The 23,146-nt window shown below is 58.7% G+C and carries 23 protein-coding genes; 12 read left to right on the top strand and 11 right to left on the bottom strand.

All coding sequences use genetic code 11. From position 1 onward, the window contains the following. The first annotated feature begins 178 nt into the window (after positions 1-178). Both ilvG and QPL94_RS14915 read left to right on the top strand, forming a co-directional pair. Complete coding sequence (gene ilvG, locus QPL94_RS14920) at positions 179-1,879, top strand: acetolactate synthase 2 catalytic subunit (RefSeq protein ID WP_285358439.1); 1,701 nt, start codon at positions 179-181, stop codon at positions 1,877-1,879. Further along, positions 1,876-2,154 (top strand): ACT domain-containing protein, encoded by a 279-nt coding sequence (locus QPL94_RS14915; RefSeq protein WP_285358438.1) that lies wholly within the window; start codon positions 1,876-1,878, stop codon positions 2,152-2,154. Before ilvG ends, QPL94_RS14915 begins: the two co-directional genes overlap by 4 nt. A gap of 197 nt (positions 2,155-2,351) precedes the next feature. On the opposite strand, the gene cynS is transcribed toward QPL94_RS14915, so the two are convergent. Genes cynS through QPL94_RS14895 form a run of 4 tightly spaced genes read right to left on the bottom strand, consistent with a single transcriptional unit; the run spans position 2,352 to position 6,022 of the window. Next, positions 2,352-2,795, bottom strand: coding sequence for a cyanase (gene cynS, locus QPL94_RS14910; protein WP_285358436.1), 444 nt, complete (start codon positions 2,793-2,795; stop codon positions 2,352-2,354). A gap of 30 nt (positions 2,796-2,825) precedes the next feature. Beyond that, a complete protein-coding gene (locus QPL94_RS14905; RefSeq protein WP_285358435.1) occupies positions 2,826-3,719 on the bottom strand; it encodes an ABC transporter ATP-binding protein in 894 nt (297 codons plus the stop codon). Between the two features lie 54 nt (positions 3,720-3,773). Beyond that, the gene (gene ntrB / locus QPL94_RS14900; protein WP_285358434.1) at positions 3,774-4,601 is read right to left on the bottom strand and encodes a nitrate ABC transporter permease; all 828 of its coding nucleotides are present in this window, start codon (positions 4,599-4,601) and stop codon (positions 3,774-3,776) included. A gap of 2 nt (positions 4,602-4,603) precedes the next feature. Further along, positions 4,604-6,022, bottom strand: a complete 1,419-nt coding sequence (locus QPL94_RS14895) for an ABC transporter substrate-binding protein (protein ID WP_285358433.1) — start codon at positions 6,020-6,022, stop codon at positions 4,604-4,606. Positions 6,023-6,336: 314 nt separating this feature from the next. Here QPL94_RS14895 and QPL94_RS14890 point away from each other — a divergent pair, with 314 nt between their 5' ends. After that, a complete protein-coding gene (locus QPL94_RS14890) occupies positions 6,337-8,265 on the top strand; it encodes a sigma 54-interacting transcriptional regulator (RefSeq protein ID WP_285358432.1) in 1,929 nt (642 codons plus the stop codon). A gap of 54 nt (positions 8,266-8,319) precedes the next feature. On the opposite strand, the gene QPL94_RS14885 is transcribed toward QPL94_RS14890, so the two are convergent. Together QPL94_RS14885 and QPL94_RS14880 are read right to left on the bottom strand one after the other, a co-directional pair. Beyond that, the gene (locus QPL94_RS14885; RefSeq protein ID WP_285358723.1) at positions 8,320-9,363 is read right to left on the bottom strand and encodes a proline racemase family protein; all 1,044 of its coding nucleotides are present in this window, start codon (positions 9,361-9,363) and stop codon (positions 8,320-8,322) included. Next, positions 9,363-10,511 carry an alcohol dehydrogenase catalytic domain-containing protein gene (locus QPL94_RS14880; protein ID WP_285358430.1) on the bottom strand — a complete coding sequence of 383 codons (1,149 nt, stop codon included), beginning with the start codon at positions 10,509-10,511 and terminating at the stop codon, positions 9,363-9,365. Before QPL94_RS14880 ends, QPL94_RS14885 begins: the two co-directional genes overlap by 1 nt. 280 nt (positions 10,512-10,791) lie before the next feature. Between QPL94_RS14880 and QPL94_RS14875 the strand changes: the two genes are divergently transcribed. Both QPL94_RS14875 and QPL94_RS14870 read left to right on the top strand, forming a co-directional pair. Further along, the gene (locus QPL94_RS14875) at positions 10,792-11,220 is read left to right on the top strand and encodes an SRPBCC family protein (RefSeq protein WP_285358429.1); all 429 of its coding nucleotides are present in this window, start codon (positions 10,792-10,794) and stop codon (positions 11,218-11,220) included. A gap of 141 nt (positions 11,221-11,361) precedes the next feature. Then, positions 11,362-12,168 (top strand): oxygen-binding di-iron domain-containing protein, encoded by an 807-nt coding sequence (locus QPL94_RS14870; protein ID WP_285358428.1) that lies wholly within the window; start codon positions 11,362-11,364, stop codon positions 12,166-12,168. Between the two features lie 29 nt (positions 12,169-12,197). On the opposite strand, the gene QPL94_RS14865 is transcribed toward QPL94_RS14870, so the two are convergent. Then, a complete protein-coding gene (locus tag QPL94_RS14865) occupies positions 12,198-12,617 on the bottom strand; it encodes a tetratricopeptide repeat protein (RefSeq protein WP_285358426.1) in 420 nt (139 codons plus the stop codon). A 195-nt stretch (positions 12,618-12,812) separates the two neighbouring features. Between QPL94_RS14865 and QPL94_RS14860 the strand changes: the two genes are divergently transcribed. Beyond that, complete coding sequence (locus tag QPL94_RS14860) at positions 12,813-13,547, top strand: YebC/PmpR family DNA-binding transcriptional regulator (RefSeq protein ID WP_137437711.1); 735 nt, start codon at positions 12,813-12,815, stop codon at positions 13,545-13,547. Position 13,548: 1 nt separating this feature from the next. Then, positions 13,549-14,262 (top strand): glutamine amidotransferase, encoded by a 714-nt coding sequence (locus tag QPL94_RS14855; protein WP_285358425.1) that lies wholly within the window; start codon positions 13,549-13,551, stop codon positions 14,260-14,262. A 21-nt stretch (positions 14,263-14,283) separates the two neighbouring features. Here the strand turns inward: QPL94_RS14855 and QPL94_RS14850 are convergent, their stop codons facing one another. Genes QPL94_RS14850 through QPL94_RS14840 form a run of 3 tightly spaced genes read right to left on the bottom strand, consistent with a single transcriptional unit; the run spans position 14,284 to position 17,053 of the window. Continuing rightward, a complete protein-coding gene (locus QPL94_RS14850; RefSeq protein WP_285358424.1) occupies positions 14,284-14,634 on the bottom strand; it encodes an FHA domain-containing protein in 351 nt (116 codons plus the stop codon). 14 nt (positions 14,635-14,648) lie between these two features. Beyond that, complete coding sequence (locus QPL94_RS14845; protein ID WP_285358722.1) at positions 14,649-15,395, bottom strand: PP2C family protein-serine/threonine phosphatase; 747 nt, start codon at positions 15,393-15,395, stop codon at positions 14,649-14,651. Then, positions 15,395-17,053, bottom strand: coding sequence for a serine/threonine-protein kinase (locus QPL94_RS14840; RefSeq protein WP_285358422.1), 1,659 nt, complete (start codon positions 17,051-17,053; stop codon positions 15,395-15,397). Before QPL94_RS14840 ends, QPL94_RS14845 begins: the two co-directional genes overlap by 1 nt. Before the next feature lie 217 nt (positions 17,054-17,270). On the opposite strand from QPL94_RS14840, the gene QPL94_RS14835 reads away from it, so the two are divergent. From QPL94_RS14835 to QPL94_RS14820, 4 genes are read left to right on the top strand one after another with little or no spacing between them, the layout of a single operon-like run. Further along, on the top strand, positions 17,271-18,707 hold the full coding sequence (locus QPL94_RS14835) for a phospholipase D-like domain-containing protein (protein ID WP_285358421.1): 1,437 nt from the start codon (positions 17,271-17,273) through the stop codon (positions 18,705-18,707). A gap of 19 nt (positions 18,708-18,726) precedes the next feature. Continuing rightward, the gene (locus QPL94_RS14830; protein ID WP_285358420.1) at positions 18,727-19,824 is read left to right on the top strand and encodes a carboxysome shell carbonic anhydrase domain-containg protein; all 1,098 of its coding nucleotides are present in this window, start codon (positions 18,727-18,729) and stop codon (positions 19,822-19,824) included. A gap of 20 nt (positions 19,825-19,844) precedes the next feature. Continuing rightward, positions 19,845-20,246, top strand: coding sequence for a PA2779 family protein (locus QPL94_RS14825; RefSeq protein WP_285358418.1), 402 nt, complete (start codon positions 19,845-19,847; stop codon positions 20,244-20,246). 12 nt (positions 20,247-20,258) lie between these two features. Continuing rightward, the gene (locus tag QPL94_RS14820; protein WP_285358416.1) at positions 20,259-21,251 is read left to right on the top strand and encodes a PA2778 family cysteine peptidase; all 993 of its coding nucleotides are present in this window, start codon (positions 20,259-20,261) and stop codon (positions 21,249-21,251) included. Here QPL94_RS14820 and QPL94_RS14815 read toward each other — a convergent pair. Beyond that, complete coding sequence (locus QPL94_RS14815; protein WP_502881551.1) at positions 21,248-21,895, bottom strand: class I SAM-dependent methyltransferase; 648 nt, start codon at positions 21,893-21,895, stop codon at positions 21,248-21,250. The genes QPL94_RS14820 and QPL94_RS14815 overlap by 4 nt on opposite strands. Before the next feature lie 194 nt (positions 21,896-22,089). Here QPL94_RS14815 and QPL94_RS14810 point away from each other — a divergent pair, with 194 nt between their 5' ends. After that, positions 22,090-23,094: an AraC family transcriptional regulator gene (locus QPL94_RS14810; protein ID WP_285358412.1), complete on the top strand. Its 1,005-nt coding sequence runs from the start codon at positions 22,090-22,092 to the stop codon at positions 23,092-23,094. The last annotated feature ends 52 nt before the right edge of the window (positions 23,095-23,146 follow it).

The following is a 23,146-nucleotide window of genomic DNA, read 5'->3' as shown; positions in this document are numbered from 1 at the left end:
TGAATCTCAACGCAGTGGTTGTCCTTGTGAAGCTAGTCCTGGTGGTCGTGGTACCGTCCGGGGGCTTTTGCGTGGACAAGCGGGTGAGATAGCGACAACCTGACAAGACACGAGAAGCCCCCGGCACCGAAAGGTCCCGGGGGCTTTTTTTTGCAGCAAGAAAAAGGGAAAAACGACCATGAACGGCGCACAGCACATTCTTGAAGCGTTCCACCGCCACAGCATCAGCACGGTTTTCGGGTATCCGGGCGGCTGCATCATGCCGCTCTACGACGCGCTGGTGGACGACGTGGGCGTGGAACACGTGCTGTGCCGCCACGAACAGGCCTGCGCACTTGCTGCAGACGGTTTTGCCCGCGCCAGTGGCAAGCTTGGGGTATGCATTGCCACCTCAGGCCCCGGCGCCACCAACCTGATCACCGGCGTTGCCAATGCCCACCGGGATTCCATCCCCATGCTGGTCATCACCGGCCAGGTGCCCTCCGGCCTGATCGGCACCGATGCCTTCCAGGAAACCGACGTATTGGGCATGACCCTGGGCATCGTCAAACACAGCTACCTGGTTGACGACGCCGACACCCTGCCGGCCATCATGGAAGAAGCCATGGAGCTGGCCCAAAGCGGCCGGCCGGGGCCGGTGTGGATAGACATACCAAAGGATCTGCTGCTCGCTGACGTTGCGGATGCCTCCTTCGCCCGGCACGGGCGCCAGCAGAATGGCTGTCCGGATCTGACCGAAGCCCTGGCGATGCTGCGAGCGGCCCGCAAGCCCCTGCTCTACAGCGGCGGCGGCATCAGCCTGGCTCATGCCGAAACAAGCTTCCGCAGGTTCGCCGAGAAGTCGGCCCTGCCCGCAGTTGTCACCCTCAAGGGCATCGGCAACCCCGGCAAGCACAACCCCTGGAACCTGGGCATGCTGGGCATGCACGGCTCCCGCGCCGCCAACAAGGCGGTGGACGAGTGCGATCTGTTACTGGTCATCGGCGCCCGCCTGGACGACCGCGCCACTGGCAAACTGGAGGGCTTCGCCCCCAAGGCGAAGACGATCCACATCGATGCCGACGCCGCCGAAATCAACAAACTTCGCCCGGCCGATCTTGCCATCCGCGGGGAGCTGAATGACATTCTGGAGGCGCTGACCGGGGCGATGGCGGACAGGCCGCTGGCTATTGCCGAATGGCAGAAACAGTGCCGCACCTGGCACACCACAGGCGGCTTTCAGGCGGCCGACAACGAAGAACCCCTGGCCCCCATCACCGGCCCGGCGTTTATCCGCCAGCTCTCACGTATTGCCCCGGACGACACCGTCATTGCCTGCGACGTCGGCCAGCACCAGATGTGGGTCGCCCAACACTATGAATTCGACCACCCTCGCCACCACCTCACCAGCGGCGGCCTGGGCACCATGGGCTTCGGCCTGCCTGCCGCCATCGGCGCCCAGTTTGCCGACCGCAACAGCACGGTCATCAACGTCACCGGCGACGGCTCGTTCATGATGAATGCCCAGGAACTGGCCACCATCCGCCGCTACAATCTGCCGGTGAAACTCATTGTCATGGATAACCAGTGCCTGGGTATGGTGCGCCAGCAGCAGGAGCTGTTCTACAGCAACCGGGAAAGCCAGATAAACCTGGACGACAACCCGGACTTCGTTGCCATGGCCCGCGCCTTCGACATCCCGGCGTTGCACATCGAACGCACCGACCAGGTCCGTCGCGGTATCGAAACCATCCTGGCCTACAACGGCCCGATGATGCTGCACGTGGCCATCAGCCGTGACGAAAACGTCTGGCCCATCGTCAAACCCGGCGCCAGCAACCGCGAAATGCTCGACGAAACCCGACGCCCCAGCCCTGCCCACAAGGAGCAAACAGCATGACCCCGCAAGCGGATATCTCAATGCCGAGTTACACCCTCAACTGCCGCATGTCCCGGGAAGCCGCCGCCCTGGAGCGCCTGTGCCAGGTAGTCCGCATCCGCGGCTTCCGCATCGCCACCATGGCAGTGGAGTCCGCAGGGGAGCACCTGGATATCGCCCTGACCCTTGAAGGCACCCGCCCCATCACCATGCTCCAGTCCCAACTGGAGAAGCTGCATACCGTGGCTGAGGTCGCCCTTGGTCAGGCTGCGGCTGTTCGGTCTCAGATGGCCTGAGGCATTTGGAGTTGCCCTCTTGTTCGTAGCCTTAGGGTTTGCGGGCAGGTACGGGGGGTGGAGGTATCTGGATTTTTTGCCAGAAAAAGATGTCTGAGCGAAGCGAGTTCTTTTTCCAAAAAAATACAGATGCCACCCCGCAAGCCCGCCCCCGAAACCTCAGGCTACAAAGCAGGCAACTCCCAAGCTAACAAAGATCACCAGGCCTTATAGGGCAGGAATTTCCCGTTCATGGTGACCACGACACGGTCGCCCTTGGGATTTTCTTCCTTTTCGATGTCCATCGTGAAGTCTATGGCGCTCATGATGCCGTCGCCGAATTTTTCATGGATCAGCGCTTTCATGGTGTCGCCGTATACGCCGACCACCTCGTAAAGACGATAGATCAGCGGGTCCTGGGGAACGCCGCCGTCCCAGGATTTCTTCGGGAAATCCTGCAGGGCCTGCGCTACGTCCTTGTCGAGGCCGAGGGTTTCACACAGGGCAAAGGCCTTGTCTTCGGAAAAACTGTTCATGCCGAAACACACGGATGTGGTAAACACCGGCGACATGCCGATGGACTCGGCAATGGCTTCCCAGGTCATGCCTTTACCGACTTTGGCTTCCAGGATTCTTGCGGTCATCAGTTCTTTGTTCATCATGATCATTTCCTCTTGTGACAATGGTTGCTTTCAGGCATTAACCGCTTTTGCGGCAGATTCTTCTGGTGGTGTCGGGGCCGGCTTGGCCATACCCTTCGCCGGTTCAACGAATTTCGGGCTGCCATCATCCTCGGGCAGCGCTGCGCCACTGCGATTGACCAGGAAATCCACCAGGTAATCGCGGGTTTTGTGGTAGGCGGGGTTCTGGAAAATGGTGGCGCGGGAGCGTGGATGGGGCACGTCCACTTTGACGCTCTCGGCAATGCGCGCGTTGGGGCCGTTGGACATCAGGAAGATGCGGTCGGACAACAGAATGGCCTCGTCCACATCGTGGGTGATCATGAACACGGTCTGGCGGGTTTCTTCCCAGATCTTGACCAGTTCGTCCTGGATCACGCCACGGGTCAGCGCGTCCAGCGCTCCGAAGGGCTCATCCAGCAGCAACAGTTCGGGCTGCGTGGCGAAAGCCCGGGCGATGCTCACCCGCTGGCGCATGCCACCGGACAGCTGGGATGGTTTGCGGTCGAGTGCGTGGTCCAGGCCCACCATTTTCAGGTAGCGTTCGCTGTGCTCCCTCACCTGCTCTTTCGACCAGGACGGCCAGCGCGCGCGGACGGCGAACATAATATTGTTCAGTGTGGTTTTCCAGGGCAGCAGGCTGTAGTTCTGGAACACCACGCCACGGTCCAGGCTCGGGCCTTTTACTTCCTTGCCGTTCATCACCAGGTTGCCCGAACTGGCCTCATCCAGGCCGGCGAGTACATTCAGGATAGTGGATTTGCCGCAGCCGGAGTGGCCGATGATGCAGACAAATTCACCTTTCTCCAGGCTGAAGCGGATATCCTCGAACACCGTCAGCCCACCGCCCTGGCCATCCGGATACACTTTCGACAAACCGTCGACTTCCAGGAATGATTTACTCATGTCACATCTCCATTCGGAGGTTGAAGCCGGCGCCAATAAGGGGCGCCGGACCATTCACTCTTTGTACTCCACCAGGCGCTGAGCCTTCCCCAGGGCCAGGTCCAGCAGCATGCCCACCACGCCGATCATCAGAATGGAGAAGATCACACTGGCCAGGTCCAGGTTGTTCCACTCGTTCCAGACGTAGTAGCCAATACCGGTGCCGCCCACGAGCATTTCCGCGGCCACAATGACCAGCCAGGCGATGCCGATGGAAATCCGCATGCCGGTCAGGATGGTCGGTGCGGCGGCCGGCAGGATAACCGTCAGTGCTGTACGCAGGTGACCCAGTTCGTGAGTGCGGGCGACGTTGATCCAGTCTTCCCTCACATTGGCGACGCCGAAGGCGGTGTTCAGCAACATGGGCCAGATGGAGCAGATAAAGATCACGAAGATCGCGGAGGCATCTGAATCCTGGATAATGAACAGCGCCAGCGGCATCCATGCCAGGGGTGAAATCGGCCTGAGCACCTGGATGTAAGGGTTCAGTGCCTTGTACATCAGCGGTGACATGCCGATCAGGAAGCCAATCGGCAAGGCGATGGCCATGGCTGCCAGGTACCCGGTCAATACCCGATACACGGAGTAGCCCAGCTGGATGCCGATACCCTTGTCGTTGGCACCGGCGTCATAGAACGGATTGGACAGTTCCTCCCAGGCCAGCCTGATCACTGCCGAGGGCGGCGGCACCCGGGACTCCTGGTCCGCGCCCCCCATGAGCATTTCGTACTCGCTCATGTTTTCCTGGGCCGGCGGCGGCTGGGTGGACATTTCCCAGGCGCCCAGCACCAGGATCAGGAAGCTCACTGACAACAGCGCGGCGCGCACATTCAGCGAGGCCATGGCTATACCCTCCCGATCGCAAAGCTGCGGGCATAGGCTTCGGGGCTGGCCGGGTCAAAGGTCTTGCCCATGATGGTGTGGGTTTTGTAGGTCTCGGTCGGAGCGCTGTAACCCAATTCTTCCATCAGCTTGCCGGTTTCACCCGCGAGGTAGACCTGCTCGGCAATGCCTTTGTAGTCCACATCACCCTCGATATAGCCCCAACGCTTCATCTGCGTCAGTATCCATACGCCCATGGAGTGCCAGGGGAAGGGGTCAAAGTCGATACGGTCGGGCACGTTCTGGATTTCGCCCAGGCCATCGGCGTAGCGGCCGGTCAACACCTGTTGAATCACCGGCACCGGCTGGTTGAGGTAGTTTTTCGGGGCAATGGCTTCGGAAATTTCCTTGCGGTTTTCCGGAACGTTGGAGTACTGGGTGGCATCAATGATGGCCCGCAGCAGGGCGCCATAGGTATTGGGGTTTTCAGTGGCGAACTTCTGGCTGCAGGCAAAGGCGCAACACGGGTGCCCTTCCCAGATATCCTTGGTGAGTATGTGGATGAAACCCACTTTCTCCCAGACCGCACGCTGGTTGAACGGGTCCGGCGACAGGTAGCCGTCCAGGTTGCCGGCACGCAGATTGGCAACCATCTCCGGTGGCGGAACCACTCGAATCTGAACGTCGGTATCCGGGTCTATGCCGTTCTCGGCGAGGTAGTAGCGCAACAGGAAATTGTGCATGGAATACTCGAATGGCACCCCGAATTTGAACCCTTTCCACTGTTTGGGATCACGCTTGTCCTTGTGGTCAACGTGCAGAACGATTGCCTGTCCATTGATGTTTTCCACCGCAGGCATAATGAAAGGCTCGGGTATGGAACCGGCACCCATGGTCATCGCCAGGGGCATGGGTGTCAGCATGTGAGAAGCGTCGTATTCGCCAGCCAGGGATTTATCCCGGGCCACGGCCCAGCCGGCGGTTTTGGTCACGGTGACATCCAGGCCGTAACGCTCGTAGAACCCCATGGGGTGCGCCATGATGATCGGTGTGGCACAGGTAATCGGGACAAAGCCAACGTTCAGCTTCGTCTTCTCCAGCTTGCCCAGAGAATCTTTGACGGCCGCCTTGGCCTTGTCCAGGGGGAACACACTGGAAACCAGCGCGGCGGCGGTGCCTGCTCCCATCAGTTTCATGAAACTACGACGACTGTGGTCGTTGTGACCGAATACCGAGCGAACAACAGCACTCTCGATGGCTCGGTCCAGCATGGCCTCGGAGTCTTGCGGACCAGTGCCCGACCGGACCTGCCGTTCGGGAACGTCAGTCAGTCCGGCCCCGGAACCGGCTTTTGCACTCGCGCAGTCGTTACAGCCGCACTGCTTGGAATGAATGAGGGTCTGGTCCCCGTCAAATGGATTTCCCAGGCTCTTGATTGTCATGGCTTGCTCTCCCCAACTTGGCTCTTTTGCACTTGTTTGGTGCGCTATAGGTGTTCGACGCCTGTCGCGCCATCACCAATCGCAACTGTCTGCCTCTGGGTATCGCAGGGTTTGTGCCATGTTTCCGTAAAATTTTATCTATCTGTTTCTATTGAACATTCTTGAAATTCCAGCTTCGAACGACCACTACGAATATTCGTGGAACCCGAAATTTCGTAGCGTATGACACGAAATCTCGTAATTGGCACGGCAATTGATTCCTTTTCCCATGCCCTCCCGGCATGCACCGGGACAGCGCGGCCCGGGAGGCTCCAATGCCAGTTACCGATACCGAAACAACGATTTCTGCTGCTGATGCGCCATCCGGGAACTGGGTAAACCACCTTCCGGAACCGGCATTGTTGGTAGATGCCTCCCTGGACACGGTTCTGGCGGTGAACACGGCCATGGCGAAATTGCTGGGCAGCAGCCGGGGGGCGCTTCTGGGCCAGCCCTGTACCGCTCTCTTCCGGGACCAACGTCCACAGTTGATCGCCTTTACTGAGGAAACCCTGTTTCGCGGTACTGCCTGGAGCCGCGACTTTACGCTTCAGCACCGCAACGGCCGTATTATCGAGCTGGAGATATCAGCAGCCCGTGCCGGCGATGCCGTAGATCAGCAGCTGTTGTTCCTGTTGCGGGACCGTCAGCTACTGAGAACCCTGCGCGAGCGACACGAGGTCAACCATTACCACCGGGGTGGACTCCTGGAATGGCGACGGGTGGCCGAGCTGTTCAAGGACATGGAACGGGAAAACCAACTGATCCTCCATGCGGTGGGGGAAGGCATCTATGGCGTTGACGCCGAAGGTCGCACCACCTTTGTGAACCCCGCGGCCGAGCGCATGCTGGGCTGGCGCGCCGACGAGCTCATGGGCCGCGTCATCCATCGGGTGGTGCATCATTCCCATGAGGATGGCTCACTGTTCCCGCTCAAAGACTGCCCCATCTACGCCGCCTTTCGCGATGGCAGCATCCGCCGCGTCGGCGAGGACTGGTTCTGGCGCAAGGATGGTTCGGGTTTCCCCGTTGAATACACCAGCACGCCCATCATCGACAACGGCCACCCGGTCGGTGCCGTGGTGGTGTTCCGCGACATATCCCCCCGATTGCAGGCGCAGAAGGAACTGCATCAGGCGCTGGAAGAAGTCGAGAACCTCAAGCACCGGCTTGAGATCGAAAATGCTTACCTGCAGGAAGAGCTGAGCGCTGAATACCACTTCCATGAAATCGTCGGGCAGAGTGACGCCATCAAGGGGATTGTCCGTCGCATCGGCCTGGTGGCACCCACCGATGCCAATGTGCTGGTCACCGGTGAGTCCGGCACCGGCAAGGAGCTCATCGCCCGGGCCATTCACCAGGCCAGTGACCGCAGGGACCGGCCGCTGATACGGGTCAACTGCGCCGCCATCCCAAAAGACCTGTTCGAGAGTGAATTCTTCGGCCACGTAAAAGGAGCCTTCACCGGCGCTTTCAGTGACCGGGTTGGCCGTTTCGAGCTGGCCGACGGCGGTACACTCTTCCTCGATGAAGTCGGCGAAATTCCTTTGGAGCAACAGGGCAAGCTGCTTCGGGTGTTGCAGGACCAGCAGTTCGAGCGGGTCGGCGAGAACCGCACCCGGGCCGTCAACGTTCGTGTCATCGCCGCCACCAATCGTGACCTCAAAGCCGAAGTACAGGAAAAACACTTCCGCGAAGATCTCTATTTCCGGCTCAATGTCTTCCCCATCGAATCAGTGCCTTTGCGTCGGCGCATTGAAGACATCCCGATGCTGGCCCAGGAATTCCTGGAAAGGGCCTGCGTGAGGTTCAATCGCCCTCGCCTCGCGTTGCGGGTCAGCGATGTGGAAGCCCTCAAGCAATACCACTGGCCGGGGAATGTCAGGGAACTGGAGAATGTCATCGAAAGGCAGGTGATCACCGCCGACCGTCACCTGGACTTTGACCTGCCGGGCCGGGACGCCTCGCCCGGGCCGGCAGCCGATGAGCCCCCGCCACGCCATTCCGGCTCGCAGGTACTGACGGCGCATGAACTGCAGGAGCTCGAGAAGAACAACCTGATCAGGGCACTTACGGCAACAGACGGACGGGTTTTCGGTGACGATGGTGCGGCGGCCATGCTGGGCATGAAACCCACCACCCTGTCCTCGCGCCTGAAGAAACTGGACATCAACCCGGCCGGTTTCAGGGCGGGCCGGGAATAACACCCAGCTGTCGCCGCCAGCAGGGTTACTGCGATAAATACCACAGCGAGTTGGTCATTCCGGATGGGCACTGGTCAGAATGTGTGTGAGCCCCCCGCAGTCCACCATTGGGTCGTCACAGTTCACGATGATGTCGGCCCGGCTCAGCACATAGCTCTTGCCGGTGATGGTATTTTCCACCACCTCGTGATCCCCTTCCTGACGCACACCGGTAAACTTGCCGATGAACCCGGTTTCCCGAAGGGAAACCGTTTCCAGGCGGTCCCCCGGCTTGATCAAGCCCTCGTAGTTCATCAGCGCAAGCCGTGCCGAGGTACCGGTGCCCGTTGTACTGCGGCAGATCACGCCTGGATGCACGTAGGTGGCTGACCGGGAGCGATAGAAGTGATCAGACAGCTGCTCCAGCGGCCCCATGAAATGGAGGAAGGGCAGCGGCCCCACATCGCCCAGCGTATAGTGGGAGAAACCTCGTTCCGCCTGAATCGCTTCAGTAATATGGTAGGCGCATTCGGCGAGCTTCCGCTCTTCATTCAGGTGCAGGGAGAACCCCAGGCTTGCCGCATCCACGAGAGCATAAAAGCCGCCACTATAGGCCACGCTGTAGGTCACATCACCGATTGAAGGAACATGGATGCTGGCCCGGTAGGTATGAATATAACTGGGCAGCCCCCCACAGGTAATGGCCTCCACGACACCGTCACGTACAAGGGCGTCTATATGAACCAGGCCCGCCGGGGCTTCAAGCACGAAGCTTTGCCAACCCTCCCGCTTCGGCACGATCCCCGCTTCAAGTACCGCCGTGGCGGTACATATGGTGTTTGAACCGGAATAGATCGGGTACCCCATAACCTCCATGATGATATAGCCGGCCGCCGCCTCCGGGTCAGTCGGTGGCACCAGCAGGTCCACGGACATTTCGGGAATACCATAGGGTTCCTCAAGTAAAAGCCGTCGCAAGCCGTCTGCCTCGTCCCGCAGGTATTCCATCTGGGCACGTACCGTAGCTCCCGGAAGCTGCATAATACCGCCCGTCACAATCCGGCTCACATCGCCGCCGGCGTGGGTATCCATCAGTTGCAGGTTAAGCTCAGGGTGCATCATTTTTTCTCCAGGGCAAAAGGGGAGCCGTGTTCGGCCCACTGGGCGTCCGGAACAATTACGATTTTGCCAAGGTAGTTACTGTTACGGTTGACGAAATAGCGTTCGGCTTCGTGCAGCTCTGAAAGCTTGAAGGCAGCGTGCAGCACCGGCTTTAACTGGCCGCTGCGGATCCACGCCACCAGTTGTTCGGCTTCTTCACGGGTGCCGTGTGACACCCCGAAAACCTGTACCTGGTAGAGGTAGATCCGGGTCCACATGATTTCGCTGACATTGCCCGCGCTGGCGCCGGCAATGCTGAGACGGGGGTAGTCGTCGCGGCTGTTCATGTCGAAGATCATGGTGTCGATGAACTGGTCCGTCATCTCGCCGCCGGCCAGGTCCATCACTGCATCGATAGGCCGGCCGCCGGTCACGGCACGAACCTTGTCGGTGAAGTTGGCCATATCCGAGCGATCCAGTACTGCAGCTGCCCCCAGTTTCAGCAGTGCCTCTGCCTTGTCCTGCTGGCTCAGTGCATAGGGAATGGCACCGATGATGCGGCAAAGCTGGATCAGGGCGGTGCCGACACCGCCGCTGGCACCCGTGACGAGTATATGTTCGCCCGCCTTCACCCTGGCCGAGGTGAGCATGTGCAGGGCTGTCTGATAGGAACACATGCCCATGGATGCCAGTTCGGCATCGGCCAGCTCGGTATTCTCGATATGATGGAACTGGTCCGACGGCACCGCAATGTATTCGGCGAAACCGCCATCGGCGCCGTGGCCGTAGTAATCCGGGGTGAGGTTGATATCCCGGCGGTCATCGGCGTACAGGTTGAAATCCAGCAGGCCACGCTGGCCTATCCTTGTCTCGTCCACTCCCTCACCCACGGCGACCACATGGCCTACGACGTCCGCCCCCTGGATTCTGGGGAACGTCAGTGTCGCTGAGCCACCCATCTGGAAAGAGGTGACTTCGCCCTTTTCCTTGGTGGGGTAAAGCCCTTCCCGGGCTTTGCGGTCGGTGTTGTTCTTGGCAGTAGCGGTTACCCGGACGAGCACTTCCCCCGCGCCGGGTTCGGGGGTAGGTACGTCTTCGGTGTATTCCAGTTTTTCAATGCCACCGTGGCCGGTGAGCAGCATCGCTTTCATGGTCTTGGGGATCATGGGCTTTCTGCTCCTGTTTTTGCTGGGTATTGGTTCAGGATAACACTAGCGCGCGATGACCTTGTAGATCGGTCGGAGTGGGCCGGTGCTTCGGTGCCCGATTCGTCATTCGGTTGGTTTTTCCGGGGTTCGTCATCCACGCAGATCAGAGTGCCTTTGCTGTCTGGATTGATTTGTGATGGCCCCTTTCGGGCCAGCTCCCGGTCATCGGTGCTCTACGACTTTTGTTGTAGCACATAACCCGATACTCTGTTTGAAACAGTCTCTTGAGAGTGCAGTTATGGCTACCTACACGATTGAAATTGATGAAACCTTTGAGGTTCCGCGAGACCGGGTGTTCGCCCTGTTTGCCGACCACGAACGTTTTGGCAAATTGCTGGGTGCCCCGGTAAAACGAATTCGCGATAGCGACCAGGCCGATCCCAATGGCGTCGGGTCTATCCGCAAAATCGGAATTGGCCCCATCGGTCTCAAGGAAACCGTGATTACCTTTGAGCCGGGCTCGCTGATCGAGTACACCATTACCAGCATGAGCCCTATCCGCAACCATCTGGGCAGAATCCGCTTCGAGGATGCCGCTAACGGCAGGACTCGTGTCCAGTACACCATATCCTTCGAAGACATCGTGCCCCACACCGGCAAACTGGTGAGCTCCGCACTGGACCAGGCCATACGCAAGGGTATTCGGCGCGTTCCCAGGCTTGCCTGAGGGATATTGAAAAACATTTCTTGATGGATATCAGTTTATTGACCTGACGCAATAGGTCGCTTTTACCAATTTTGTACCCTCCCGGAAATTTTGCAGTATCCGGCCGTCCCGGCCGGATAGTCAGCCTACCGGGAGACAAGAATGGCAGCGGAACCCATCGTTCTGTTTGATAACGGGCAACACAAGTGCCTGATGTTCGATTCACTGGTAACCGGCGAGGGCGTACAGTCCAACCAGTTCCTGATTGTTGATGGCAAGCATGAGGCCCTGATTGATCCGGGCGGAGATCTGACCTATACCCCGCTGTCTGTTGCGGCATCGCGATACATGAATATCCGCGAAATGGACTACGTGTTTGCCTCCCACCAGGACCCGGATATCATCGGCGCCATCGACCGCTGGATTGTGCACACCCGCGCCAAAATCGTCACCTCCCGCCTCTGGGCCCGTTTCCTGCCGCACCTGGTATCCGGCTATGTAACCGGGCAACTCAGCGGAAGCGTTTACGACCGCATTGTAAGCGTGCCGGACGGCGGCATTAACGTGCCTTTCGGGGCATCCTATATCCAGTGCCTGCCCGCCCACTTCATGCACTCGGTGGGTAACCTGCAGTTCTATGATCCGGTATCCAGAATCCTGTTTTCGGGGGACCTGGGAGCGTCCATGGGTGGTGAGGATGACCACAAGCCGGTCACAGACTTCGACAGGCACATACCCAACATGATCGGTTTCCACCGGCGCTACATTGCATCAAGGAAGGTGTGTGAGCTGTGGGCCAATATGGTTCGGCAGATGGAGGTCAGCGCCATCGTGCCGCAGCACGGTAAGCGCTTTGAGGGCCCGGCCATGGTGGATCAGTTTCTGAACTGGGTATCCAGCGTTGACTGCGGGATTGATCTGGTGAGCCAGGAAAATTACCAGCGGCCAGTCGACTACCTTTCAGCGTAGCGGGTACCGGATTCATGTTCCGCAGGGGGTTATGAGTCCGAAGCCATGGCTTGCCAGTAGTCAGCCTGAACAGGGTCTGCCTCGGTACCGATACCTTCGGCATAAGCTCTTGCGACTTCGGACATGCTCAGTTTATTGCCGGCTTCGGCCGCTCTCAGATACCACTCAAAGGCTCTGGCGTGACTCTGTTCCACACCAAGGCCAGCAGCGTACATGTTTGCCAGGTTGTACATCCCCTGATGGCTACCCGCCTCGGCAAGCGCCTGGTAACGCTCGAAAGCCAGATCATACTGGCCCATTTTGTAAACGGCATAGGCTTCAAGCACCCTGACCATCTCGCGGGCGACGCCCATTTGCTGGTCCGACTCATCGCCCTGCACCGCTGGCGAAAGCAACATCAGACAACTCACGGCCATGGCTATCCGGTTGGTAGCGTATCGGCGTGTCATGGAAACCTCCGGGGATCAAGGGACGATTCCACGCTACCACCCGCCATCAGTGGCGTCTTTGACTCTAAAGTGGCGAAGGTTTACAACTTTGGGTGGGGCATAGCGGGGTGGGGCACAGCGCCGGGAAATAACTCTGTCACCGGTCTGTTTTGTCGAGTAAAATCCGCACTTTTGAGACAACATTGAGGCAGCGTAATGGGCAGAGCCTATCAGAACCGCAAAGACTCCATGGCCAAAACGGCCGCCGCCAAAACCAAGGTTTACAGCAAATACGGTCGTGAAATCTACGTGTGCGCCAAATCCGGCGGCCCGGATCCGGACAGTAACCTGACCCTGCGCGGCCTGATCGACCGCGCCAAGAAAGACCAGGTGCCGGCACACGTTATCGAGAAGGCCATCGAGAAAGCCCAGGGGGGAACCGGTGAAGACTTCTCTGCTGCCCGCTATGAGGGCTTCGGGCCGGGTAACTGCATGGCCATTGTGGATTGCCTGACGGACAACCCCAACCGCACCTTCGGTGACGTTCGCCTGGCCTTTACCAAAACCAAGTGCAAAATCGGCACCCAGGGCAGTGTCAGCCACATGTTCGACCACTGCGCTATATTCGGGTTCCGCGGCGACGATGAAGAGGCCGCACTGGAAGCACTGATGATGGCCGACGTGGATGTCACCGACATTGAGCATGAAGACGGCATGATTACCGTGTTTGCTCCCCACACAGAATACGCCAAGGCCCGCCAGGCATTGCAGGACGCGTTCGAGGGCCTGGAATTCGAGGTAGACGAGATTCAGTTCCTGCCGCAGACTACCACAACCATTGAAGGCGACGACATCGAGCTGTTCGAAAAATTCATGGACATGCTGAACGATCTGGATGATGTGCAGAACGTCTACCATAACGCCGTGATTGCTGACCAACAGGAGCAGTAACTTGCCAAGGGTCGTCATACTGAAAACCGGCAACACCTACCCTGCTCTACGCGAGGCATTCGGGGATTTTGACAGCTGGTTTGCAGCCCGGCTGGCGCCGGAACTCAACACCCATGTTGTGGATGTAACGGTAGACGACCTCCCGGGGCAACCGGAAGACTGGGACGGCATCGTCATCACCGGCTCTCCGGCCATGGTCAGCGACCGTGAACCATGGAGCGAACAGACCGGCCACTGGCTTGCCGGCGCGGTCAGGGCCGAAATTCCGGTTCTGGGCGTTTGCTACGGCCATCAGTTGCTGGCCCACGCTCTGGGCGGCGAGGTGGGCTTTCATCCCCGGGGCAGGGAAACCGGCACCCATCCGGTGGAGCTGCTCGATACGGCCCTGGACGATCCCCTGTTCAAGGGGCTCCCCCGCCGGTTCCCGGCGCAGCTGACTCACCGACAATCCGTTCTGCGGCTGCCGGACAACGCTGTTCTGCTGGGCCGCAATGAGTTCGAGGCCCACCAGGCGTTCCGGGTGGGACCCTGCGCATGGGGTGTTCAGTTCCATCCGGAATTTTCATCGGATGTCATGCGGGCTTATCTCGAGGTACAGGCACCTGACCTTGTGAAGGAAGGGCTTGATGCGGAAGCCCTGCTGGCAGAAGTGACCAGCGCGCCGGAAGCCTCCTCCCTGCTGGATCGCTTTTCACAGATAGTCATGAACCGATAAAAAGCCATGAACCGGTAGGCACTAGTCCAGAATGTAGGCGGTCTTTTCCATCGCATTCTCGTCTTCGTCCACAAACCGGAATTCATTCCAGCCAATCCGCACCAGGTCATTGCTGTTCAGGCGCTGGCGTCCGCTGATGCGGATGTCGTTCACAAACGTGCCATTCGTGCTGTTGCTGTCGGTAATGTAGTAATCCACCGTGTCTTCCAGATAGGCGTTGGGTACCGCCTCAATGACCGCATGATGACCGCTGACAGAAATTTCATCGATGCGGATATCGTTGTCTCCACCCCTGCCGACACGAATCTCGGGCTGGTCCAGTTCAAACGTGGTTACCACGACGCTATCCACCAGTTGTGAAAGTGACGCCATACAGGGCTCCTTTGCTAATCGATTGTCAAAAGAACAACGGACACGTTATCCGCTGCTTCATTGTCCAGGCTTGTATTGACCAGCGCCCGGACCTTGTCTTCCACAGATCCCTGGCCTGACAGTATGGGTAACCAGTCAGCCTCCGGCAGGGCACCGGTGAGGCCATCGGAGCACAGCAGCAGACTATCGCCCGGACGCAGCGCTACCTTCCCGAAACTGGCGAGTGAAGATGACGCGCCGAGAGCGCGGGTCAGCACGTTTCGAAAGGGTACATGGGGCACATCGTCCGGCTGGATACTGCCATCTTCCAGCATGTTCTGAACCACGGTATCGTCCCGGGTCAGACACCGCAGTTTACCCTCGTGAACAAGATAACAGCGGGAATCTCCGAGGTGTGCAATGTGAGCTTCACCATCGATCATCCAGGTGATCACCAGGGTCGTGCCCATTTTAGCAAGGTCCACGTCCCCTGCCCTGCGCTCCTGAATGCGCTCATTGGCAAGGTTGATGGACGCCTGCATGGCGTCCGGGGGCGTGTCTGAATCGCTCGCCTTTCCGGGCATCAGGTACCCTCCCAGCGCCTCCATGACCGTATCTACCGCAATCCGGCTGGCAATTTCTCCGCCCTGATAGCCCCCCATGCCATCAGCAACGACCAATAACACCTGCCGGTTATCATCACTGACCCGCCAGTCAATGGCGTCCTGATTGGTTGCGCGCACAGCCCCGACGTCACTGAGACCGGCTACCCGGGGAATCATCACGATGCTTCCTCCTTCGCCTCGCGGGATGCCTGCCGCCGCAGTGCTTCTGCCATGGTGGCGGCACTGAGGAAGCGCTTGTCCGGCTCCCGCTGGATGGCTTTATTGATAAGACGAACCACGCCATTGGGCAGTTCCGGATTAAACTCGCGGACACTCTTCGGGCGCTTGTTCAGAATCTGGTAGGTCAGGTTCGCCAGGGTATCCCCCTGATAGGGTGTTTCTCCGGATACCAGCTTGTACAGCGTGATGCCCAGACTATAGGTGTCGGACGCACCGGTTACCTTCTGTCCCTTGAGTTGCTCGGGCGACATATAGAGCGGGCTTCCCATCACGCTACCAGTGCGGGTACGGGAATCATCCGAGATCTTGGCAATCCCGAAGTCGGTGATTTTGATTTCACCATTGTCCGGGTTGAAAATAATGTTGCCAGGCTTTATGTCGCGGTGAATGATCTTCTGGCGATGGGCGTAATCCAGTGCGTCTGCCACCCTGGCGACAATATCGAGCACCGTTGCCAGTGGCAACAGACGGCCCGGCTTGCCGAAGTCGCTGAGCGGACGACCCCTGGCATAGTCCATGGCAATAAATGCCAGGTCTGCTTCTTCGCCGACATCGTAGACAGTGACGATGGCCGGGTGACTGAGGCGCCCTGCCGCTTCCGCTTCCCTGAAAAACCGGGATTTCAGGTCCCGCAATTCGTTGTCATCGAAGGCCTGGTAACTGAGCGTCTTGATCGCCACCGTGCGGGCGATTTTAGGGTCCTTGCCAAGATAGACCACGCCCATGGCGCCACGCCCGATCTCCCGTTCGATCTCATAACGGCCCAGAGTGGGTCGGCTGACGCTCTGTTCCGGCAATACCAGCGTTCGTGTGCTGTCGAAGCTTCCCGCCACGGTAGCGGCACCTTCCGCATTCAGGTTTTCCAGGGCCGCCAGGCGTTTGTCGGCATCCCGGTACTTGCGCTTCTGACCAAGAATCTGCCGATAGGTGGTGCAGGCCTTGTCATACTGGCGTTTACGCTCCTGCTGGATAGCGATATCGTACTGCAGGCCGAGAGTGTCCTCGCTGGGAGGACACTCGGACAACACTTCCAGCGCTTCGTCCGGCTGGCCCTGCTGCAGTAACAGCTTGCCCAGGCGGGTCCGCGCCGCCTGCACATTCTCGGACAGTGCCTCGAGATCCCGCCGGGGTTGCAGCCAGAAAAGCATGATGAGGTACCCCGTCACCAACAGGGTGACCACTTCCCCGAGCGGCAACCAGGCATTCTCGTAAAACATGAAGGCAGCCTGCAATACCACCAGTGATCCGGCCGCCAGCAGAATGACAGGCAGGGCCACACCAGCGCCCATGCGGGGAACCGCAAGCACCAGAAACAATGCGGATACCATAAGCCCGGTGCGAATGGCGACTGCAGCCCAGGGAGGCTCGTAAAGCCCTCTCGCTTCCAGGGCCGCACTGAATACCTCCGGCGACATTCTCACCAGTGCGCCTGGGTCAACAATACCGGAAGGGTTTCCAAGGGAGCCGAACAGAACACGATCTGCCCAGCCCAGCATCGGGAGTGCTTCACCCGTGAAGGCAAAGACCAGCGCCAGACCAATAATGAGCAGGCGCAGGCTGAAAATGCGGGAAAAAACAAAAGCCAGTGAGTCCACAGGTACCGTTATTATAAATGGTTGATTCAGCAAGTTTATAAAGTGAACGCAGGCAGCGATAGGTTACCAGGGGCTGTTTTTTGTAAAGGTTTGTTTAGCTGGGAGCACCATCACGCATCCAGTGGAATTAACCGGTGATGAAGAGGGTTTAAAGGACGCCAACCGCCCTTCTGTCGTATAGTTCACAAAATGGACGTCTTCGCCCGGAAGCACAACAATGACATTCAAGTTACTGATTGGCCTGATTGTTCTGGCCATCACAACAACCAGCCTCTACCACTCATTCAAATCCCTCCCTCAGGGGCTCAGCTTCCACGGTGATGAACAGCCGGTTATCAACCCCAGGCTGCTCACCGACCGAACCCTGCACTTCGGCAATGAAGAACCACGGCTGGATCAGGAGATCTTTGCAGAAATCTTCAGCCTGATTGCCGATGCACAGCAGTTTGTGTTGGTGGACATGTTCCTGTTTAACGATTTCCGCGCCAATGACAGCCGCCAGATACCGCTGGCCAGCACGCTTACCGATGCGCTGATTGCACGCAAGCAGGCGCATCCCGATATGGACATCATCGTGATTTCCGATCCCATCAATACGGTCTATGGCGGTACAACGTCCCCCCACTTCGAGCAACTCCGACAGGCTGGCATACCGGTGGTGGAAACCCGCCTGGAGCGCCTGCGTGACAGCAACCCGCTCTGGTCCGGATTTTGGCGCATTTGCTGTCAGTGGATGGGCAACTCCGCCTCTGCGGGCTGGTTGCCCAATGCGCTGGGCGAACAACCGGTCACCCTTCGCAGTTACCTGGCACTACCCAATTTCAAAGCCAACCATCGCAAAACGCTGGTGGTGGACAGTGCTGACGGTTTCACGGCGGTGGTAACCTCCGCCAACCCCCACGATGGCAGTAGCCGCCACAGCAACATTGGCCTGCGATTCGAGGGCCCGGCGGTTGCTGACCTGCTCAGGTCCGAGCGGGCTGTTCTTGCCATGTCCGGTGCGGACACAACCGCTGTGGACACTGCCCTGGGCAACCTTCCCGACACTGAGCCTGAATCACCGGAAACCATCAGGGTTGTCACAGAATCGGCCATCCTCGCGTCCGCCAGGGAGATTATCGACACTGCGGCACCCGGAGACCGCCTGGACCTGGCGATTTTCTATCTGTCCCATCGCGCCCTTGTGGAGGCGTTGAAAGACGCCCATAAACGAGGCGTGCAGGTACGCGTGCTGCTGGACGCCAATAACGACGCCTTCGGCCTCAAGAAGAGCGGTATCCCCAATCGCCAGACCGCTATGGAACTCAACAGCGCCGGCGTCACAGTACGCTGGTGTCACACCGAGGGTGAGCAATGCCACACCAAGCTCCTTCTGAGGCGCGACTATGATGGCAACGCACAACTGCTGCTGGGCTCTGCCAATTTCACCCGCCGAAATCTGGACGACCTGAATCTTGAGACCAGCGTTCACCTAACGTCAACAACGCATTCGGTAATGGTACTCAAAGCGTCAGGCTTCTTTAATGAGCAGTGGAATCTTGGTCCCGGTGATACACCGGTGATGAGCCTGCCTTACGAAGCCTGGGCGGACGAATCCAGGTTACGATACTGGCAATACAGGTTGATGGAGGCGACGGGACTGTCTACGTTTTAGATTTGAAGAGGTGATTTCAATGAACACACCTGTCCATTCCCGGCCCATTAACGAGCGGATTGACTGGCTGATGGAGCTGAGCCGAAAGCACTCGGCAAGCTTCTGCAGCCCCGAGAACCACCTGGCGCGCCAACGTTACCTGGCGGAACACAACACGCTGATCATTGCCATGAAGTGCATGGATGGCCGCATCCATCTGCCCTATGTGACCCAGACACCGCTGGGCATCATCCACCCCTTTCGCAACCTTGGCGGTATTTTCGACCTCGGCTGGCCCTATCTCGGAGACATGCTTGCCGACACAGTGCAGGACGCCGTCAGCGCTGGCAGGCGGGTGCTCATTGTCATCACCTACCACTATTCCAAAGGCGCCACGGAACGGGGATGCGCCGGCTTCAACTGCGACCGTGATGCGGCCCGGGCACATGCCTTCAGTATCCGCCGCCAGGTTGAAGCGTTGTTTGGCAGCGGGCACCAGACGGTCTACCCTCTGGTCTGTGGTTTCGAAACCGATGAAGACGCCCTGGTCCTGCACGGTCGCGACGACCTCAGCCTGGACCTGTCCACAATTGCTCCCACCGAGGCCGACAAGGTCGGCTCACGAATAGCAGCCCTGTACCCCGATATGCCGATACCGGTCCAGCGAGACCTGCTACCGCTGGTCCACGGCAACATTCAGCACATCACTGACATCAGGAAAAGCGACCGGGAACTGAACATTGAGCACCGGGAGTGGGTTATCTGCATCGGACGGGGATTCGACTTTCTGCATGTACCCAATGTGGCCTTGATCATCGGCCCCTACAGCCCTGACCTGTCGCACCCCATCCGCCAGGCTGCCGGTATCATCAGAGCCAATATGGAGAGCGGCCGGGTACCGGACGACGGATTTCTTTTGCTCTCGTCCGCCCCTTATCTGGAACCCGGAACCCAGAAAGCACGTGCTACTCTCAAGTCCGCTTTTCTATCAGAATTTGCGGCCAATGTTGTTAAACAGGATTTTCCCGAATTGGCAGAGCGTATGGTCACCCGATCAGGTATTCTGAACTGGCCGGAAAGACGCCTCGAAATACAGCCTGCCAAACCGGAGCCGGAACCCGGGAATCGAGTTTCTTAAACGAAAGCAAGGAGAGTGGAATGCAGACTATAAGAAAGCACCTGCGATACGTATCGTTTTTCATGGCGCTCATGATGGCACTCAGCACCGTCTGGGCAACGTCTGCAACGGCAGGTATGGTTGGCACCGGCGAGCTGCTGACGGAACAACGCGCCGACCTTGACCGCCAGTCACTGCTGGACATGCTCGAGCGCGATGAAGTGAAAGACAAGCTCGCGCAAATGGGTGTCAGCCAGGACCAGGTTGAAGAACGCATCCAGAACCTGACACCGGCGGAGCTATCGGCCTTCGAGCAACAACTGGCAGAAGCGCCAGTAGGTGAAGATGTCGTAGGCATCATCGTTCTGTTCCTGTTGGTGTTTATCATCACCGATATGCTCTGTGCCACCAACATCTACCCGTTCATCAACTGCATCCGGTAGCGCGCCGACTTCGTGACTATAGCCGCCCATTCGCACCTGCTTCGAATCGTTACCAGTACTGTTCTGGTAATGATTCTGGCAGGCTGCGCCAGCCGCCCCCAGTGGCCGGAAACAGACACCCTCACCAGCGCCTCCGACATGGATCAACGTCGAGTGCTGGAACAGGTACCCTTCTACGCCCAGGAACGCTATCAATGCGGCCCTGCTTCCCTGGCCATGATGCTGAACAGTCAGGGCCTGAACACCCATCCGGACGTGCTCAAGGAGCTGGTCTACCTACCGGAACGCCAGGGCAGCCTGAAAGTGGAACTGGTGGCGGCCGCCCGTGCCCATGGACTGCTGGTCTACCCGCTGGATGGCTCACTGGAAAGCCTGCTGGAAGAAGTGGCTGCAGGTCATCCTGTGCTGGTGATGCAAAACCTGAGGTTTGGCTGGTGGCCACAGTGGCATTTTGCTGTGGTAATGGGGTTCGATGCAGAGGAACGGAACATCATTCTTCATACCGATACCCGTGAGCACCACGAGGAAACCCTGGAAGTGTTCATGGCCACCTGGACTCGCGCTGACAACTGGGCAGCGGTCATGCTGCCACCCTACCAGCTGCCGGCAACCGCCGAACCTTTGCGCTACCTGATGTCGGCCAACGACCTGGAAAGCACTGGCCGGACCCTGGCCGCAACAACGGCCTATCAGACCGCGGAACAGACCTGGCCCGATCAGCCCGCTGCCATTATGGGGCAGGGAAATATCGCCTGGGCACAGGGAAAACCAGAGCGGGCGACACACCATTACCTGCGCCTGACCCGGAAATTCCCCGGGGTGGCCGCGGGCTGGAACAACCTGGCCCACTCACTGGCAGCCCAGGGCTGCGCCACCGCTGCTGAAACTGCCGCCAGCTGTGCTGCGACGATCAACCCTGAACGCTTTGACGGCGCAATCCCGGAGATAGTGGATCGGGACAGCCCCGGCACATGCCCGGTGCTGGAGTGTCCCTCCCCCGACTAACCCTTCTGGAACAGTGCCACGTCCTTGGCCGGAATCTCCAGCGCCCAGCCATGGGCACTGGCCAACCAGTCCATGGTCGCCCGGCGGTAAAACACAATATGCGTCGGGTCGCGCCGGTAGTGCCAGTTGGCAAAGCGCTCATCATCGGTCTGGAAGCAGGTCATCACACCCAGCCAGCCACCGGAGACCAGCAGCCCGTCCAGCTGACGAAAGACCTCAGCCGGACGATGCAGATGCTCCACCACTTCCGTGCAGGTAATAAAATCGTACTGCTGCTTTAGCACGGACTTGTCCGGGTAGAAAAACGGATCATAGACCGTCATGCCCATCCCCGCCTCCCGCAGCATAACCGCCAGTGCCGGCCCGGGACCGCAGCCGAAATCCAGGCCACGGGCCCCGGGCGCCAGTCGTTCAAGTAGCGGGTTGGTCAGCTTCGAGAGGAAACGGCGATAGCCTTCGTCCTGCGGATTGTTATCGTGAAGATCATAGATTGCCTTCTCCTCGCGCCCGCCCAGCCAGCCTGACTCATCCATGACCGTTGCCTCACAGGTTTCACAGCGGTGATAGCGAGTGTCATTGATTGTCTGGAACGGCACCAGTGTAAGCGTCTCGCAAACCGGGCAACGGGCTGTCAATGGATGCATCTCCTGCAAAACCTAACCAATGTTTCATTGTCATTTCCGGCCATGAAACCAGAACCGTGAACGATGAGCAAAATCAGCGCCCGAAACCCCGCCTATACTGGCCTGACCATAGTGAACAACTGTACGCCGAAAGCGGCAATCCCATTAACAGAAGGCTCCCTGTCATGGAACGAATGGTGGAAACTTCCAGTCGAATGGCTCTTGAAGTCCCCATTATCTCCGCGCGGTATGCCCGGCAGTTTATACGTTTTATGGAACGCAGGGGTGTCAGGCGCCACGCCATTCTGGGCGACACCAATGTCACCAGCGAGATGCTGGAGAACCCGGATGCCTGCCTGTCCATGGGCCAGGTTCTCCAGTTGCTGGGCAAAGCGGAATGGCTAATGGGTGACGAGCGGGCCGCATTTCAGTTCGGCCAGCAACTGGATCTTCCCGCTCATGGGCTGTTGGGCTTCGCCGTGCTGGGCCAGGAAAACCCACGCCGGCTGATCAGCATGATCGTGCAGTACCTCCGGGTTGGCCTGCCGCTGATGGATATGGACCTGAGCTCTACCGGCTCCACGTTCCGTATACGGCTGCAGGACAACTGGGGCCTGGAAGACCTTCGCCCCTGCCTGACCAAGATCTACATGGGCAGCATCCACCGGATATCCTCCCAGGTATGCACGCACTTCTGTTTCGAATTCGATTTTGATACCGGTCTGGGCCCCGAACAATGGAACACCATTGCCAGCGATTGTGAATTTCGTTTCAACGCCCCGGCAAGCCAGGTCACCATGCCGCTGTCCGGCCGGCCAATACGCAGTGACGAAACCGGTCTTGAGTTTATTCTGGCCAATGCCCGCTCGCGGGAACACGAACCTTCCGAGCAGGCGGATGAGACCGTTATGCAGGTTCGGGAAATGATCATGAGCCAGCCCGGGCGCCCCTGCACCATGGACAACCTTGCGCGCAGGCTCGATATGAGCCCCCGCACCCTCCGCCAGCATCTCACAACGGCGGGAACCTCTTTCCGACAACTGCGGAACGAGATTCGCCAGTACTTTGCCACCCTGTATCTCACCGATACCGCTGTCCCCCTGGATTCCATTGCCGAAAAGCTGGGGTTCAGCGATCAGGCCGGATTTACCAAGGCCTACCGGTCATGGACCGGGCATACGCCGGGCGATATTCGACGGCAGGCGCGAGACCGCAAATAAGCCCCACCTGGAGAAAACGAGGATTTGAAGAGCGTCACGAAAACGGAAATTC

The sequence above is a fragment of the Marinobacter sp. SS13-12 genome (genome assembly GCF_030227115.1).
In the GTDB taxonomy this organism is placed as follows: Bacteria; Pseudomonadota; Gammaproteobacteria; order Pseudomonadales; family Oleiphilaceae; genus Marinobacter.
This window is presented reverse-complemented; position numbering and strand designations above follow the sequence as displayed.